14 protein-coding genes are annotated in these 15,460 nt (G+C 42.0%); 1 reads left to right on the top strand and 13 read right to left on the bottom strand.

All coding sequences use genetic code 11. The annotated features are described in order from the left end of the window. Positions 1–49: 49 nt before the first annotated feature. Positions 50–1,234: a hypothetical protein gene (locus SLH55_RS10830; protein WP_320323376.1), complete on the bottom strand. Its 1,185-nt coding sequence runs from the start codon at positions 1,232–1,234 to the stop codon at positions 50–52. 490 nt (positions 1,235–1,724) lie between these two features. Between SLH55_RS10830 and SLH55_RS10825 the strand changes: the two genes are divergently transcribed. Beyond that, positions 1,725–2,705 carry a hypothetical protein gene (locus SLH55_RS10825; protein ID WP_320323375.1) on the top strand — a complete coding sequence of 327 codons (981 nt, stop codon included), beginning with the start codon at positions 1,725–1,727 and terminating at the stop codon, positions 2,703–2,705. A 19-nt stretch (positions 2,706–2,724) separates the two neighbouring features. Here SLH55_RS10825 and SLH55_RS10820 read toward each other — a convergent pair whose 3' ends face one another. The 12 genes from SLH55_RS10820 to SLH55_RS10765 form a co-directional block, all read right to left on the bottom strand. Then, a complete protein-coding gene (locus tag SLH55_RS10820) occupies positions 2,725–3,591 on the bottom strand; it encodes a 2-oxoacid:ferredoxin oxidoreductase subunit beta (protein WP_226674127.1) in 867 nt (288 codons plus the stop codon). A gap of 3 nt (positions 3,592–3,594) precedes the next feature. Continuing rightward, positions 3,595–5,337: a 2-oxoacid:acceptor oxidoreductase subunit alpha gene (locus SLH55_RS10815; RefSeq protein WP_320323374.1), complete on the bottom strand. Its 1,743-nt coding sequence runs from the start codon at positions 5,335–5,337 to the stop codon at positions 3,595–3,597. 227 nt (positions 5,338–5,564) lie between these two features. Further along, positions 5,565–6,488 carry a dipeptidase gene (locus tag SLH55_RS10810; RefSeq protein ID WP_320323373.1) on the bottom strand — a complete coding sequence of 308 codons (924 nt, stop codon included), beginning with the start codon at positions 6,486–6,488 and terminating at the stop codon, positions 5,565–5,567. 98 nt (positions 6,489–6,586) lie between these two features. Beyond that, a complete protein-coding gene (spoVS, locus tag SLH55_RS10805; RefSeq protein WP_034760060.1) occupies positions 6,587–6,847 on the bottom strand; it encodes a stage V sporulation protein SpoVS in 261 nt (86 codons plus the stop codon). 135 nt (positions 6,848–6,982) lie between these two features. Next, positions 6,983–7,786 carry a TIGR00282 family metallophosphoesterase gene (locus SLH55_RS10800; RefSeq protein WP_320323372.1) on the bottom strand — a complete coding sequence of 268 codons (804 nt, stop codon included), beginning with the start codon at positions 7,784–7,786 and terminating at the stop codon, positions 6,983–6,985. Positions 7,787–7,947: 161 nt separating this feature from the next. Then, the gene (rny, locus tag SLH55_RS10795) at positions 7,948–9,507 is read right to left on the bottom strand and encodes a ribonuclease Y (RefSeq protein ID WP_219168809.1); all 1,560 of its coding nucleotides are present in this window, start codon (positions 9,505–9,507) and stop codon (positions 7,948–7,950) included. Between the two features lie 444 nt (positions 9,508–9,951). Beyond that, entirely contained in the window at positions 9,952–10,989 is a 1,038-nt protein-coding gene (recA, locus tag SLH55_RS10790; RefSeq protein ID WP_219168810.1) for a recombinase RecA, read from the bottom strand. Between the two features lie 261 nt (positions 10,990–11,250). After that, on the bottom strand, positions 11,251–12,486 hold the full coding sequence (locus SLH55_RS10785; protein WP_219168811.1) for a competence/damage-inducible protein A: 1,236 nt from the start codon (positions 12,484–12,486) through the stop codon (positions 11,251–11,253). 70 nt (positions 12,487–12,556) lie between these two features. Continuing rightward, positions 12,557–13,135, bottom strand: a complete 579-nt coding sequence (gene pgsA / locus SLH55_RS10780) for a CDP-diacylglycerol--glycerol-3-phosphate 3-phosphatidyltransferase (RefSeq protein WP_219168812.1) — start codon at positions 13,133–13,135, stop codon at positions 12,557–12,559. An 81-nt stretch (positions 13,136–13,216) separates the two neighbouring features. Further along, a complete protein-coding gene (locus SLH55_RS10775) occupies positions 13,217–14,113 on the bottom strand; it encodes a helix-turn-helix domain-containing protein (RefSeq protein ID WP_219168813.1) in 897 nt (298 codons plus the stop codon). A gap of 19 nt (positions 14,114–14,132) precedes the next feature. Next, positions 14,133–14,924, bottom strand: coding sequence for a DUF3388 domain-containing protein (locus tag SLH55_RS10770; RefSeq protein WP_219168814.1), 792 nt, complete (start codon positions 14,922–14,924; stop codon positions 14,133–14,135). 218 nt (positions 14,925–15,142) lie between these two features. Beyond that, positions 15,143–15,400, bottom strand: coding sequence for a DUF3243 domain-containing protein (locus SLH55_RS10765; RefSeq protein WP_098351717.1), 258 nt, complete (start codon positions 15,398–15,400; stop codon positions 15,143–15,145). Positions 15,401–15,460 lie beyond the last annotated feature (60 nt).

Below are 15,460 nucleotides of genomic sequence, written 5' to 3'. Positions count from 1 at the left end.
TGTATACATGTTAAAAAAAAGGAGAGAGTTACCTCTCTCCCAGATTTAATTAATCATCCAATCCGCCAAGTAAGTCTGCAAATGTGTCACATTCACTGTATTCGACCAAAGCTTCTACTACACCACTATCAAAGATTACAACGTTAGCAGTGTTTCTTAAGATTAAACGGAAGCCTTCTGAGATCGGTCCAAGTAAACCTGTGAAGATTTGCAATTCGTAGAACATTTGTTCAGGTACACCATCAAAATAGCGGACACCTTCTCCAACTGCTGTCAATGCTTCCTCTCCGCAAGTAACATTGTCGATAGAAGATGGATCAAAAGTAAAGCTGTAGTCAGGTTGGAATCCTGTTCCAGTCGGAGCTGGTGTTGGACCTACTTCAGTATCTGTGAAGGAATAGGACCATGTACTGTCTGCTAGTGAGCATTCTTGACAAATTTCTGCTCTTAGAGTGGATAGACCTGTCACCACATCTGCTGATGCACCAGAACCGATTGTGGCAAGAGTATCTTCATTTCTTGCTAGAGCAGTTGCCTGGCATTCACAGTTATCAACCGGGAATAATCCTGGACATTGACGAGGGAACTCAAGCAGGCTTAAGTCACATTTAAGTCTTTCTTCAGGCACTGGAATATTGTTAGGTCGTGGGAAACAGAATTTCGCCAATACTTCAAGTTTTACAGGGTACTCAACTTGAACATCTTTACAAAGTACTACTTTCAATGGAATCATTGGCCCAAATGGATCCGGCCCCATAAGAACTCCACCAGAAGTTGCAATAACCTGAGTCGCTCTGATGTTTAGATTATCGTTTGTAATACCAACCGGTACACAAAGCATAATTTCGTCTGTGAACTGAGTACGTACTGTAAATGAACACTCTGCTACTCCATCAATAAGGATCGTAACATCTACTGGTACTGTCCAAACAATAAGGACTTTCCCAGGGTTACCATTTTCAATGATGGAACCTGAAACGCTGACGTCAGACGGATTTACAGGGGCAGTTTGCACCTCTACTCGCTGACCAGCTGCTAAAGCTGCACTAACTGCCGCACGACATGCTTCATCTGGAATAAAGTTCTTGTTCTCATACTTATTAGCGAAGAACACCCAGTCATAAACTTTATCTACGAAGATACATTCCGGTGCTAAATCATTGGGATCCAAAGGTATACCCGTCGGTGTTGGTGTAGGAGTCTGGGAACCCCTAATTTGTTTACGCTTCTTCAAACAAATCTTCCTTTCTTTTAATGAATATTTATATCACACTATATCCTATGGACGAGAACGAAATTGGTATAGAGTAAACACCTATTTATTCAAAAAAAATTTAATAGGCGTATTAATAGTTTTTTAAATACTATTAAAAAATAGGCAGTTTCTATAGACGAATGACAGTACAGCAGCATCTTAGCCGTCATATGATATACCATAAGGAAAGGAGGAATGTTAAACAAAACAACAAGCCAGATTTTTATATTGACACAAACTGAAACATTCATATATAAATTGATTCAAACTTTTAAGGTTACGCTACTTCCTTTAAATGAATATTACGAACGTGAACAATTACCCTATCATTGCAATGATATTAATTATAAATATAAAAAGCCATGTAAACGCTGGGAAGTTTACATGGCTTCTTTCATGGACAAACACCATTCATCCTGATACTGACATATACATATGAATAGCAAACTGCCGAAAGGAGTATTTAGGCATGAGACAACTTTCACCCTTACAGCTTCAGCAGCAAATCATCCATTATAAATCGGAAATGGAAAAGTACAAACGAAAATGTGAATCATTAGAAAACGAATACCTCTCAAAGAAGTACTTCTCCCTCCAAAAAGAAAATGAACATTTACGCAGTCAGATTGAAACTAAAGATTCGGAAACACAAATAGAATCCTCAAAATACCAAGCACTTCTTAAAGGACAGGAAATGGAAATAAAAAAGCTTCGTAACGTTCAGAATCAGGTTAAAGAGCAACTTCGCAAACTTCTTCAATCTCATATAGCGAATTCAAAGGTACAAATAGATCAACTTTTTGAATTAAAAGAATCCCTTGAACAAGAAATCCTTTCAATTCAAACTGATAACAGTTTCCTATTAAAAGAGAATGATTCTCTATTCAAAACGAATCACGAGTTGGCGATACGCTTATATAAAAGAGAAATCGAATTATGGGAGCTTGAAACCCTATTGAAAGGTAGGAATGAAGAAGCGGCATCTCGGAATCAGCATATTGAGATGGGGTTCGTCCAAGATGAAAAAGCTCGCATCAAGAATGACAATGAATATTTAAAAAAACGCATTTATTTAAATGAGATAGAATTATTTGAAGCAGATAATCTTCTCTCAGAATCCCAGATTTATTACGAGAATGTTATTGAACATCAAAAGGAACAACTTGACCATGCATTCATGGTTCAACAGAATAAGGATGCATCTATTCAACAATTCCAGGAGGAACTTAGGAGGCTTCAGGGGGAAAAAAACTTATATACTCAAACACTGAAACAGTTCAGATTGAGCATTAAAGAAATGAAGGAAGCGGGCTTAGCTGTCGATGAAGGAGAATCCAAAACATCCAAAGATACTTTGAAAAGATATGAAAATACCATCCATCATCTTCAATTCACCAATGCGGTTCTGATTGATGAAATCAATAAACTAAAAAACAAACCGGGCTCCTGAAGAAGCCCGGTTTCTACCATTACATAAATTCTTTTACTAATTCTTCAAACTTACGTTGATCTAACGTTAAATCATGAGTGCTTAGGGGTTCATCCGAGTAACCCGCCACAAGGTCCTGGTAAGACGGCTGTTGTTTGTTTTGATAAATCAAGCCAGTTACAAGTCCGTCCTTTTCCATTAGCGTATTCATTGCCTGTTCACGATTTGACGGGTCATAGCCTTCTACATCAGCAAGTTTTGTAAGATTCTCTTTAAACCAATCGTACGTATTGATTTTATTATACGTTACACAAGGACTGAACACATTGATCAGCGAGAAACCTTTATGATTAAGTCCCGCTTCAATTAACGCTGTCAGTTCTTTTAAGTCAGATGAGAAACTTTGTGCTACAAATGTTGCACCTGCTGTCAATGCCATTTCCATTGGAGCAAGGGCCGGCTCGATCGATCCTTCTGGCGTAGACTTCGTTTTGAAACCGGAGGATGAACGTGGAGACGTCTGCCCCTTAGTCAATCCATAGATCTGATTGTCCATGACGATGTACGTCACATCGACATTACGGCGGATCGCATGGATTGTATGCCCAAGACCGATGGCAAATCCATCACCATCTCCTCCTGAAGCGATGACTGTTAAATCCTTGTTCGCCATTTTCAAGCCTTGGGCAATTGGAAGTGACCGGCCATGAATTCCGTGGAAACCATATGAGTTAATGTATCCGGAAATCCGTCCGGAGCAGCCGATACCGGAAACGACCGCTAACTGCTCCGGATCAAGCCCGACGTTTGCCGATGCCCGTTGAATCGCAGCTTGAACGGAGAAGTCACCGCACCCTGGACACCAGTTTGGTTTAACATTATTTCTAAAATCTTTAAAGGTAGCCATGGATTAGTTCAACTCCTTACACCTTGAATGAATTTCATTTGGCAAGTACGGTGTGCCATCATACTTTGTCATTTTAATGATTTTATTTCCGTACCCAACATTCATTTTTATAATATTGGCTAGTTGACCGGTAGCATTATTCTCGATCACGACCACTTTCTTCGCAGATTGCATAAGTGGCTCTAATTCTGCTGCAGGGAAAGGATGAATCAAACGGACGTGTGCATGGTTCACTTTCAACCCATCTGATTCCAAGCGGCTCATTGCTTCTTCAATCACTCCCCGTGTAGAGTTGAATCCTACTAATAGTAGGTCGGACTCTTCATGAGGTGCATGGGTGTGAATCGGATTCTGGAATTTGATGTTCTCAAGTTTACGCATCCGTTTATCCATTTGGGCTTGTCTATTCACAGGAGATTCAGATGGTTTTCCGGTTTCGTCATGCTCTACACCCGTTACATGATGAATCCCATTTTTCATTCCCGGGATGACACGCGGAGATACTCCATCTTCTGTCACTTCAAAGCGCTTGTAATACTTCTTAGGTTCTAATTCTTCCAATTCAGTTTCGCTTACAGCAAGCTTTCCTCTTCGTATCTCCACCTTACCGTAATCAAGGGGTTCTACGGTTTGTTTCCCCAATGAAAGCTGTAGGTCAGATAGAATGATCACCGGACATTGATATTCTTCCGCCAGGTTAAAAGCTTCCACTGTATCATAGAATGCTTCTTGAACGGTGCTTGGAGCGAGGACGATCTTAGGAATCTCACCATGCGTGCCGTAAATCATCGCCATCAGATCGGACTGTTCCTGTTTTGTCGGCAGGCCTGTCGATGGTCCCCCGCGCTGTGTATCCACTACTACAAGAGGCTGTTCTGTCATCCCCGATAGCCCGATTGCTTCCATCATGAGTGAAAGTCCGGGTCCCGCTGAAGCAGTGAACGAACGAATGCCGCCATAGTTCGCTCCGATTGCCATAGTGGCAGCGGCAATTTCATCTTCTGTTTGAATGACGGTCCCACCTACCATTGGCAGTTTCTTAATGAGATATTCCATGATTTCAGAGGCCGGAGTGATCGGGTAAGCAGCCATTAGACGAACGCCACCTGCCAGGGCACCAAGTGCAATGGCGTCGTTTCCGATCATGAACATGCGCTTATTGCCGTCAGCTTCTTTCATCTGAAGGGAACCGACATTGTCTCCAAGCTCGGTTTTCATCGTTTGATAACCCTGCTTGATCGCTTCCATGTTCTTTTCAACTACTGTTTCACCCTTACGGCCAAATATCTCTTCCACCACTTCCTTGAATACCCCTGGATCAAGGTTCAGAACGGCACATGTCGCACCTACTGCCACCATATTCTTCATAAGGGAAGTTCCAAGCTCTGTGGCTAATTCAGTGAATGGCACAATATACAGGGATGCATCTGTATCTTCGGGTTTCTCCGGCTTGAACTTTGCATCCGCTATGATCACACCATCGCTATGTAATTCCTTATAATTCACATCAATCGTTTCCTGGTCGAATGCAACCAAGATATCTAAATCATCTGCAATCGCACGAACTTGTGTCGTACTTACACGAATCTTATTATTGGTATGTCCTCCTTTAATGCGGGAGGAGAAATGGCGGTAACCATACAAGAAATACCCAAGGCGATTGAGGGCCATCGAGAAGATCTCACCTGTACTCTCAATACCTTCACCCTGCTGGCCGCCAACTTTCCATGAAAGCTGTTCCTTCATTTATTACACCCCTTCAATCAATATTTGCAACGCCCTTTAAAGAAACATGTTCTCTTCACTAGGCTCTATCATCTATTACGGTTGCATCTTTTACATTTCATTCACTCTATCAGTTTATCACTTTTCCAATTAAATCACTACTGTATTGAAGAGATTGTAAGTGCGGTTCCCTAATCTGTAAAAACATAATGCCACTATAAGTAGACCTATAGTGGCACGTTTGGCGATCAATCCGGTAACCTCTCAAAAAAGTTATCAAACAAGAACTTTTTCACTTGCTTTTCACTGTAGTATCGATGAAGTGTGTTAATCAAGTTATCATATTGAACATATGAAGAGAGTCCCTTTACGGTTTCATCTATTCCGTCAAAATCTGAACCAAATCCGATATGGTCCTCCCCTCCCAAACTGCATACATGTTCGATATGCCGTATCACATCCGAAATTTCCGCTGTCCCTTTTTTATTTAAAAAAGGTGGGACAAAGGTGATTCCCATCACGCTGTTCTTTTTAATGAGCGCCTCGATCTGGTCATTCTTTAAGTTACGCGGATTAGGACAAATTGAGTAGGCATTGGAATGAGAGGCTATTGGAAAATCAGCCGTTTCCATCACATCCCAGAATGCATTCTCACAGAGATGGGAAACATCGGTCCATATACATTTTTCGTTTAAGAATGTTACCATGTCATGACCGAAGTTGGTTAACCCTCCTCCTCTTGGTTCAAGGGCACCATCTGCTGCTGCATTTGCCCAATTCCATGTCAGACCGACAGATCGTACTCCCAACTTATAGAGGATTTCAAGCTTAGTAAGGTCCTCCTCCACTGCTTCAGCACCTTCAAGTGTAAGTAATGCCCCAATTTCATCATCGGCAAGACGTTCTACATCTTTTTTCGAAGATATTAATTTCATCTTTGGGTTCCGGTCGAGAACCTGATGATAAAACATATTCACCATCTCCATGGCCGCTTGAAACCTTTGTCCGGGCTTTAGCTCCGATGGAATATAAATGGCAAATAACTGAACTTTCCCCTTTCCTTGGAGAAGCTGGGGATATGTAATATGTAAGGATTGTTTAGATTGAAACGCTCCACTACCAGGTTCTAAGTAAAGCTTCAACAATACATCACAGTGTGCATCAAATATCATCTTTCTTCCTCCTCCCGATTTTTATTACTATCGTCATTTTACTATAGTATAAAGGCTGTCCACTAAAGGTTCACCTTTAATGAACAGCCTATGGTTAATTATCTTGGTTCTACGATCAACTTTATCGCCGTACGTTCTTCCCCATCAATCAAAATATCCGTAAATGCCGGGATGCATATTAAATCTAAACCACTGGGTGCCACAAAGCCCCTTGCAATGGCAACGGCTTTAACTGCTTGATTTAAAGCCCCAGCTCCGATTGCCTGGATTTCGGCTCCCCCTCTTTCACGAAGAACACCGGCGAGTGCACCAGCTACAGAATTAGGATTAGATTTTGCTGAAACTTTTAATATTTCCATTCCTTTTCCTCCTTGTCATTTCCCCCATACCGTATGTCCGTGGTAAAGAACAAACTTGGTATAAATGATTCCACTGATACTATATTCGGGAAATGGACAAATCATTCCGCTAACACTGAAAAAGGAAGGAAAACATTAATATTCTGTCATGAATGGATGGTCCTCGTTTATGAGAATACGCTCAACTTTCTTTGCTTTACCTGTTTTATTATCAATATCGATTAAACATGCACTTAAGATCTTACGACCCGTTTTAGGTACTTCAAAACGGACGGGTAAGCTGGTTTGAAATCTCTTTAAGACTGAATCCTTGCTCATTCCCAATACTTCATCGTAAGGTCCAGTCATCCCTACATCACACATGAAGGCCGTCCCATTTGGCAATATCCGGTTGTCTGCCGTCTGTACATGCGTATGGGTTCCAACCACTGCCGACACACGGCCATCCAAGAACCACCCAACCGCCTGTTTCTCACTCGTTGCTTCTGCATGAAAATCAACAAAGATAATGGATGTTCTCTTCCTGGCTTCATCAACCAGTTCATCCAGTGCCTTAAAAGGGTCATCAAGAGGAGGCATAAAGGTTCTCCCTTGTGCATTGATGACCGCAACCTCTTTCCCGTATACCTCTCTAAACACCAAACCGCTCCCCGGGGTTCCTTCTGGAAAATTGGCTGGTCGTACCATTTGCTTAGAAGAATCGATAAAATTAAAGATATCTTTATTATCCCATGTGTGATTTCCCAGAGTCACCATGTTCGCACCGTCTTGTAAAAATTGTTTGTATATTTTTTCTGTAATCCCTCTGCCTGAAGCAGCATTTTCACCGTTCACGATCGTAAAATCCGGTGAATGCTTCTTCTTCAGTTTAGGCAAGTATTCTGTGATCATCTCCCGGCCCATAGAACCGACAACGTCTCCAACAAATAATATTTTCATGAAAATTCCCTTCTATATATGTAATAAGCCATAATGTTATTGTATCACAAATAACCAGAGGACTATTCATCCGAAATAGTCTTCTTGATCGGTCATCCCCTGGGCGAATAAAAATAAAAAAAGCTGACTTGAAAAGGGACGTCCCTCTTCAAGTCAGGCTCTTATTTCGCGTATTCAACAGCCCTTGTTTCACGGATGACCGTTACTTTAATATGGCCTGGATAATCAAGTTCGTCTTCTATCCGTTTACGGATATCCCTTGCCAACCGGTGGGATTCCAGGTCGTCAATGGCTTCCGGCCTTACCATGATACGAACTTCACGGCCAGCCTGGATCGCGAAGGATTTCTCAACGCCTTCATACGACTCTGAGATCTCTTCAAGCTTCTCTAAACGACGGATGTAGTTTTCAAGCGTCTCACTTCTTGCTCCCGGCCTTGCAGCGGACAATGCATCAGCTGCCGCAACCAGGACTGCAATGATGGACGTTGGTTCCGTATCTCCGTGGTGAGAGGCGATACTGTTGATGACAACAGGGTGTTCTTTATATTTCGTTGCAAGTTCCACACCAATTTCAACATGGCTTCCCTCAACTTCATGGTCGATCGCTTTACCGATGTCATGAAGTAATCCGGCACGCTTAGCCAGTCTTTCGTCCTCACCAAGCTCTGCTGCCAGTAATCCGGAAAGGTATGCCACTTCCATTGAGTGCTTTAGAACGTTTTGACCATAACTTGTACGGTATTTCAAACGTCCAAGAATCTTGATTAAATCCGGGTGAAGACCATGAACCCCAACTTCAAAGGTTGTCTGTTCTCCGATTTCACGGATATATTCATCCACTTCACGTCGAGATTTGTCCACCATTTCTTCAATTCGTGCAGGGTGGATACGTCCATCCTGTACTAATTTCTCTAATGCAATTCGAGCCGTTTCTCTACGAATCGGATCGAAACCAGAAAGAATAACCGCTTCAGGAGTATCATCGATAATTAGATCAATTCCTGTAAGTGTTTCCAGCGTACGAATGTTACGTCCTTCTCGTCCAATAATTCGACCTTTCATCTCATCATTCGGTAAGTTCACAACACTAACCGTTGTCTCTGCCACATGCTCGGCAGCACAACGTTGAATAGCCAGTGAAAGGACTTCTTTCGCCTTCTTATCTGCATCTTCCTTGGCGCGGGTTTCATGCTCTCTGACCATAATGGCGATATCATGGGAGAGTTCATTTTCAACGCGATCAAGAATGATTCCTTTCGCTTCATCACGAGTCAGGCTCGAGATACGCTCTAGCTCTGTTTGCTGTGATCGTACCATCTCGTCCACTTTGCTTTCCATCTCTTCAATATGTTGTTGTCTCTCGTTAAGAGTCCCCTCTTTTCTCTCGAGTAAGCCTTCACGCTTATCAAGCGATTCATCTTTTCGATCGAGGTTTTCCTCTTTTTGCATCAAACGATTTTCTTGTTTTTGCAATTCATTTCTTCGTTCACGAAGGTCATTTTCCATTTCAGTGCGAAGTTTATGATTTTCATCCTTTGCTTCCAAAAGTGCTTCTTTCTTCAGAGCATCTGCCTCGCGCTTCGCATCTTCTAAAATCTGCTCCGCTGAACCTTTAGCACCAGCAATCTTTGCTTCAGCAATGGACTTACGAATTAGGTATCCAACAACTACACCGACGATTAGGCCAAGCAAAATGAAGATGATTGTAATAGGTTGCATTATTTCACCTCCTCTTGCTATGAACTGTCATGTTTTTTACATGTCGGCTTGTACATTGCTCAATTGAACAAAATATACAGCGCTAGGCTTTCAAATATTCATTCGAAAAATTTGTAAAATATACATGTTAATTTTAAATCTCTGAAAATTTATTGTCAAGGGGTTGAGCCCTCTATCACTAGATTTCTCAAGGGTTTTTTTGCAATCGACAAAAATTGACACTGTCATAGTGGGCTTAGTAATACTTTTTCAGCAGCACCATCTTTTTCAATTTTTTTGACCAGATGCGATGATAGCTGGTCAATCGCGGTATGTAATCCCTGATTTAAACCGATTACACTTCATTATTGAGAAATAGGATTGTTACTATTTTCCACCAATACATACATTCCCATACATAATAAAGAGAAGCAAACCAAATCACGGCTGCTTCTCTATCCCCACTTAGTCTTCTAAAAGACTTAATTCACCTTGATCATCCGTTTCGGCACGTCCGGTATCCAATCCGTAATGTTCACGGATTTTCAACATGATTTCATTACGGACCTCAGGATTTTCCTTAAGGAAGATCTTCGCATTCTCACGTCCCTGTCCTAAGCGCTCTTCATTGTAGGAGTACCAGGCACCGCTTTTCTGAACGATGTCCAATTCAGACCCAAGATCGACGATTTCGCCTTCTTTAGAAATCCCTTCCCCATACATGATATCGACTTCGGCTACACGGAAAGGTGGGGCCACTTTGTTTTTCACGACTTTTATCTTCGTTTTATTCCCTACCATTTCATTGCCCTGCTTGAGGGTTTCGGCACGACGGACTTCCAAACGTACAGAAGAATAGAACTTAAGCGCACGTCCACCTGGAGTCGTCTCGGGATTCCCGAACATGACCCCGACTTTTTCACGGATCTGGTTAATGAAAATCGCAATGGTCTTTGACTTGTTGATGGCACCTGAAAGTTTACGAAGGGCCTGTGACATTAAACGGGCTTGAAGACCTACGTGGGCATCTCCCATCTCACCTTCGATTTCTGCTTTCGGTACAAGGGCCGCAACAGAGTCAATCACGATAGCATCCACAGCTCCACTGCGAACCAATGCCTCAGCGATTTCAAGTGCCTGCTCACCCGTATCAGGTTGAGAAAGCAATAATTCATCTATGTTCACCCCGAGCTTTTGAGCATATTCCGGGTCAAGTGCGTGCTCAGCATCAATGAATGCCGCTTGACCACCTTGAGCCTGAACCTCTGCAATAGCATGAAGTGCCACTGTTGTTTTACCGGATGATTCGGGACCATATACCTCAATGATTCTTCCGCGTGGATATCCACCTACTCCAAGGGCTGCATCCAGTGCAAGTGAACCACTCGGGCATGTGACTACTTTTCTATCAGTCTGTTCCCCAAGCTTCATGATTGAGCCTTTACCAAACTGTTTTTCTATTTGTTTTAACGCCATATCCAAGGCTGCTTTACGATCGCTCACAAATCTTCCTCCTTTAAATATAGAACTTGATTATGACAACTTATAAGCTTGTCTCAAATCCAACCTATCTATACTATAAACGTTTTTAATATAGAAAACAAGAAAAAAATCGAACATTCATTCGGTTTTTTCTTTAGAAGATTAGGACTGAATATAGTGATGAATGAGACAGGAAGGAGGAGAATGAAAGGAACAAAATCGAGGGGGATATCCAACCAAATACGTTAAGAAGCTGCCTCCTATAAAGGAGACAGCTCTGTCCTAACTCAATTCCTTGATCAAATAATGCCAGCCGTACTTCGCCGTTCTATTGCGGTTTCCATTTCTGCCCCCTCCAAGATTCAAAGGGAACGCCTTAGTCATACCATCTTTCATGGATAATCCAATCCAGACAGTCCCTGCAGGCTGACCTTCGAATGGACCTGGTCCTGCCACCCCGGTAAAGCTGATTCCTATGTCAGTGGCAAACAATTCCCTTACATTTTCCGCAAGTTCCCGGGCACACTGTTCACTGACAGACGAATATTGTTTCAAGGTGCTTTCTTTAACGGATAAAATCTTTTTCTTGACCTCATCCTGGTAGCAGACCACACCACCACTCAATACTTCTGAAGCCCCGGGAATGGATGTCAACTGCCCTTGGAATAGTCCTCCTGTTAAACTCTCTGCAGAAGACAGTGTAAGGGACTTGTCCTTCAGCAAGTTGAAGCCGACTTCAACAAGGGAGTCGTGGTTGTAACCGTAGAAATATTCTCCGACAATCTGAAGAACTTCCTTTTCTACCTTATCTAATAAAGATACGGCAATATCTCTTGACTCATGCTTTGCCGTCAGCCTTAAGGTCACTTCACCATCACCGGCCAAAGGGGCGATGGTCGGGTTGGTTTGATTCTCGATCAGCTCTTCTAATTCCGTTTCAAGCTGAGCTTCCCCGATCCCGAAGAAACGAAGGACCCGTGAATGGATGACTTCTTTTTTCTCCATTAAGTTCAGGATCGCCTGTTTTCCATACGTTTCGAACATCGGCCGCATCTCAGATGGTGGACCGGGAAGAAGCATATACGCCTTGTCTTCCTTTTTCAATAACATACCAGGAGCCATGCCATTTTCGTTCTTCAGTACGTGTGAGTCTGTTAAGATAAGGGCTTGCTTTTCATTATTCGGTGTCATTTCACGATTGACCGTTTGAAAATATGTCTTTATAGATTCCAATGCCTCGTTATCCATGCTAAGAGTCGTCCCTAAAGAATTCGAAATGGTTTCTTTAGTCAGGTCATCCTTCGTGGGTCCAAGTCCACCTGTAAAGATTAACAAATCCGCCCGTTTCTGTGCTACTTCAATGGCGTGCTTCAATCGGGCAGGGTTATCCCCCACACTTGTATGGTAATAGACATTCACACCCAAGTCAGCCAATTGTTCGGAAATGAATTGGGCATTGGAATTGACGATTTGCCCCAGCAGCAATTCGGATCCAACGGCAATGATTTCTGCATTCATCTTTATTCCCCCTAAATTTGGTTAAAAGAAGGGGATGATTCTTGTTGAATCCATCCCCTGGTATACTCTATTATTTCGAATTTACAAATGCTTTCTTGTTATGTTTGAAGTAGTCCCACCCTGACCAAATTGTAAAGAACATCGCCACCCATAGAGCAATGGTTGCAAATGGCAGATTGATCATTTCAAATATAGCGTTATGCAGGAGCAGGGCTGAAATGGCAATGATTTGTGCCCAAGTTTTAATTTTCCCGAGTTGACCTGCAGCCACGACTTCCCCTTCCCCTGCCAGGACAAGTCGAAGCCCTGTTACGGCAAACTCACGACTGATGATGATGATGACGATCCAGGAAGGTGCAAGTCCCAACTCGACCAACACGATTAAAGCGGCTGAAACAAGGAGTTTGTCAGCCAGGGGATCCAGGAATTTCCCGAGATTCGTCACGAGATCCAGTTTTCTTGCATAATAACCGTCTATCCAATCCGTTGTCGCCGCAATGATAAAGATCAGGGCACCGACAAAATGTTTGACGGGCATTTCCGCCCCAAGAAACATCATCTCACCCCAGTTTAATGGTGCGAGCATAATGACTAAAAATAATGGAATTAAAAATATCCTTGATACTGTAATCTTATTAGGTAAGTTCACCTTTCTACCTCCAATACTTAAAAAACGGGTCTACATTTAGTATGTAAGAAAAAGGAGTTATTAAAACTCCTCTCCTTGACATTATTGCGCTGTTTTCGGTTCATAATTGATGATGATATCCTGCCTCACGACATCCGTGGCTGAGATTTTATACTCAAGTTGTTTACCGTTCACAGTTACATCTGTGTTCGAAGCATTCCCAATTATGAGATATGCCTGTTTCTCGCCAGAGAAGTCGAATTCTTTTTTGTTATCCTTCTTTAATAAACCTTCGAATAGCAATTTATCATCAGCATTATAAACACCCACCCAAGTGTCCCCTTTCGCTGACAACTGCAGCTTGAACTCTTCTGCATTTTTTAGTTCATATGTCGTTTTATACCCTGACGAATTCACTACTTCTAAAGATTGTTCCGGCTTTTCTTCATCTTTCCCGGCTTTTTGATCATCTGCAGGTTTGTCTTCGTCAGTTTCATTCTTACCGTCGGCTACTTCAGGTTTTTCACCTTCAGCACTCTTATTTTCATCCACATCCACTTGAGTCCGATTTTCAGATGGATTGGCCTCAGGTGCCTTGTCCCCTACTTTTCCTTGCCAAAATACCCAAGCTGCTATCAGTGCACCCAAGACGAACAGGACAATGAGTAGCTTTGGAAGGAAGTCAAATACCTTCGTAGAGCCTTCTGATACACTTTTACGAGACTGAACCCTTGAAAGGGAGACCGGTATTTCATCTTCATAGGTTGTCGGGATATCCTCCTTATGCTCTTCAAAAATCATTTCTGGAGGAAGCCCTACCGCTTCACAGTATTGTTTAATGAATGCCCGTACATAAAATTTACCGGGCATTGCATCATAATTCCCTTCTTCAATTCCGATTAAATAACGTTTTTGAATCTTCGTTATCCTTTGCAAATCATCAAGGCTGTAACTTTTAGCCTCACGTGCTTCCTTTAAACGATTTCCTAATTCCGTCACCACTTAACACCTTCCAATATTAAAAATCAAAACCTCCAAAATCGGAATTTTGAAATAGATTATTTTGTTCTACCAATTCGTATGTAATTTCTTCATCAGGATCGTTTCTAAGTTCAATGATATAATCAAAATCTTCTAGTGAATATTCAGAGTTTTGAACGAAAACATCAGGATGTTCGATTACTTTCACAGCAGGCAGCCTCATGATTTCCCTCACCAGCTGCCAATGCTTCTCACTTGCACGTCGTGTCGATACAATACCGTCTATAATAAAAAGATTTTCTGAGGAATATTCATCCTCGATCAGTTTGCTTCGAATCGTTTGCTTTAATAAAGTAGAAGAGACAAAAAGCCATTTCTTGTTTGCGCATACACTTGATGCCACAATGGATTCGGTCTTCCCGACACGGGGCATCCCTCTTATCCCAACAAGCTTATGTCCTTCCTGCTTGAATAATTCAGCAAGAAAATCAACCAATAAACCGAGCTCGTCACGAACAAACCGAAACGTTTTCTTATCATCGGCATCACGCTGGATGTAGCGTCCGTGTCGAACGGCAAGCCGATCCCTTAATTTCGGTTCCCTTAGCTTTGTCACGTTGATCGTATCCATCGTTTGAAGAATGGACTCAAGCCTCATGATCTGTTCGTCATTATTTGCAAGGAGAAGCATTCCCCTTCTTCCTTCATCTACGCCATTTATGGTCACTATATTTATAGAGAGCATTCCTAATAAAGAGGATATATCACCTAAGAGGCCTGGACGATTCTTTTGAATTTCATATTCTAAATACCACTCTTTGCGTTCCATTGGTCCCCTCCTGAAGGCTGTGACATTCCGATTTTGACAAATTGTTAGCATGTATTTAAACATCTAGGTATTATAATAAATGATTTTCAGGTAATAGAAAAGCAAAACCTATATAAATATGTAGAATTTCTCATTTCACAAGTGCTCTTTCCGGTGGGCCACTTTCCATTATCGCGGAAGTTCCTTATATAAGAAAAAGGAGAGGGAAATCCCTCTCCTTAGCGAGTACCATTGTTGTTAACAAGTTTCACCATCATGTTCGCGATGGCATGTTGCTCTTCAGGAGAAGCGACAGACCATAAATCCGCTAATACTTTTTCCTGATCATTTTTAGCTTCAACCTGATTGGCAAGATAGTCACCAATTTGGTATGCTAAATCATTTACCGTTTCATGCTCCATGCCGCCGTGCTCTGCCTGGTGAAGACGGTCCCCTAAAAAGTTTTTCCAATCAGACCAGTTATCTAATACAGACATTTGTCATGACCTCCTTTATTGAAATACAACCTTAGTTTGTATCCCGGAAAGAAAATTATG

Source organism: Rossellomorea sp. YZS02 (assembly GCF_033963925.1).
In the GTDB taxonomy this organism is placed as follows: Bacteria; Bacillota; Bacilli; order Bacillales; family Bacillaceae_B; genus Rossellomorea.
Note: the sequence above shows the minus strand (reverse complement) of the source record. Positions and strands in the feature narration are given on the sequence as shown.

Bases quoted from the DNA above. Each gene is read 5' to 3' on its own strand.
- SLH55_RS10825 (WP_320323375.1), top strand. From the start codon at position 1,725: ATGAGACAACTTTCACCCTTACAGCTTCAGCAGCAAATCATCCATTAT.
- SLH55_RS10800 (WP_320323372.1), bottom strand. From the start codon at position 7,786: ATGAAAATATTATTTGTTGGAGACGTTGTCGGTTCTATGGGCCGGGAG.
- rny (WP_219168809.1), bottom strand. From the start codon at position 9,507: ATGCAACCTATTACAATCATCTTCATTTTGCTTGGCCTAATCGTCGGT.
- spoVS (WP_034760060.1), bottom strand. From the start codon at position 6,847: ATGGAAATATTAAAAGTTTCAGCAAAATCTAATCCTAATTCTGTAGCT.
- SLH55_RS10815 (WP_320323374.1), bottom strand. From the start codon at position 5,337: ATGAAGGAACAGCTTTCATGGAAAGTTGGCGGCCAGCAGGGTGAAGGT.
- SLH55_RS10785 (WP_219168811.1), bottom strand. From the start codon at position 12,486: ATGAATGCAGAAATCATTGCCGTTGGATCCGAATTGCTGCTGGGGCAA.
- SLH55_RS10820 (WP_226674127.1), bottom strand. From the start codon at position 3,591: ATGGCTACCTTTAAAGATTTTAGAAATAATGTTAAACCAAACTGGTGT.
- SLH55_RS10765 (WP_098351717.1), bottom strand. From the start codon at position 15,400: ATGTCTGTATTAGATAACTGGTCTGATTGGAAAAACTTTTTAGGGGAC.
- SLH55_RS10770 (WP_219168814.1), bottom strand. From the start codon at position 14,924: ATGGAACGCAAAGAGTGGTATTTAGAATATGAAATTCAAAAGAATCGT.
- SLH55_RS10810 (WP_320323373.1), bottom strand. From the start codon at position 6,488: ATGATATTTGATGCACACTGTGATGTATTGTTGAAGCTTTACTTAGAA.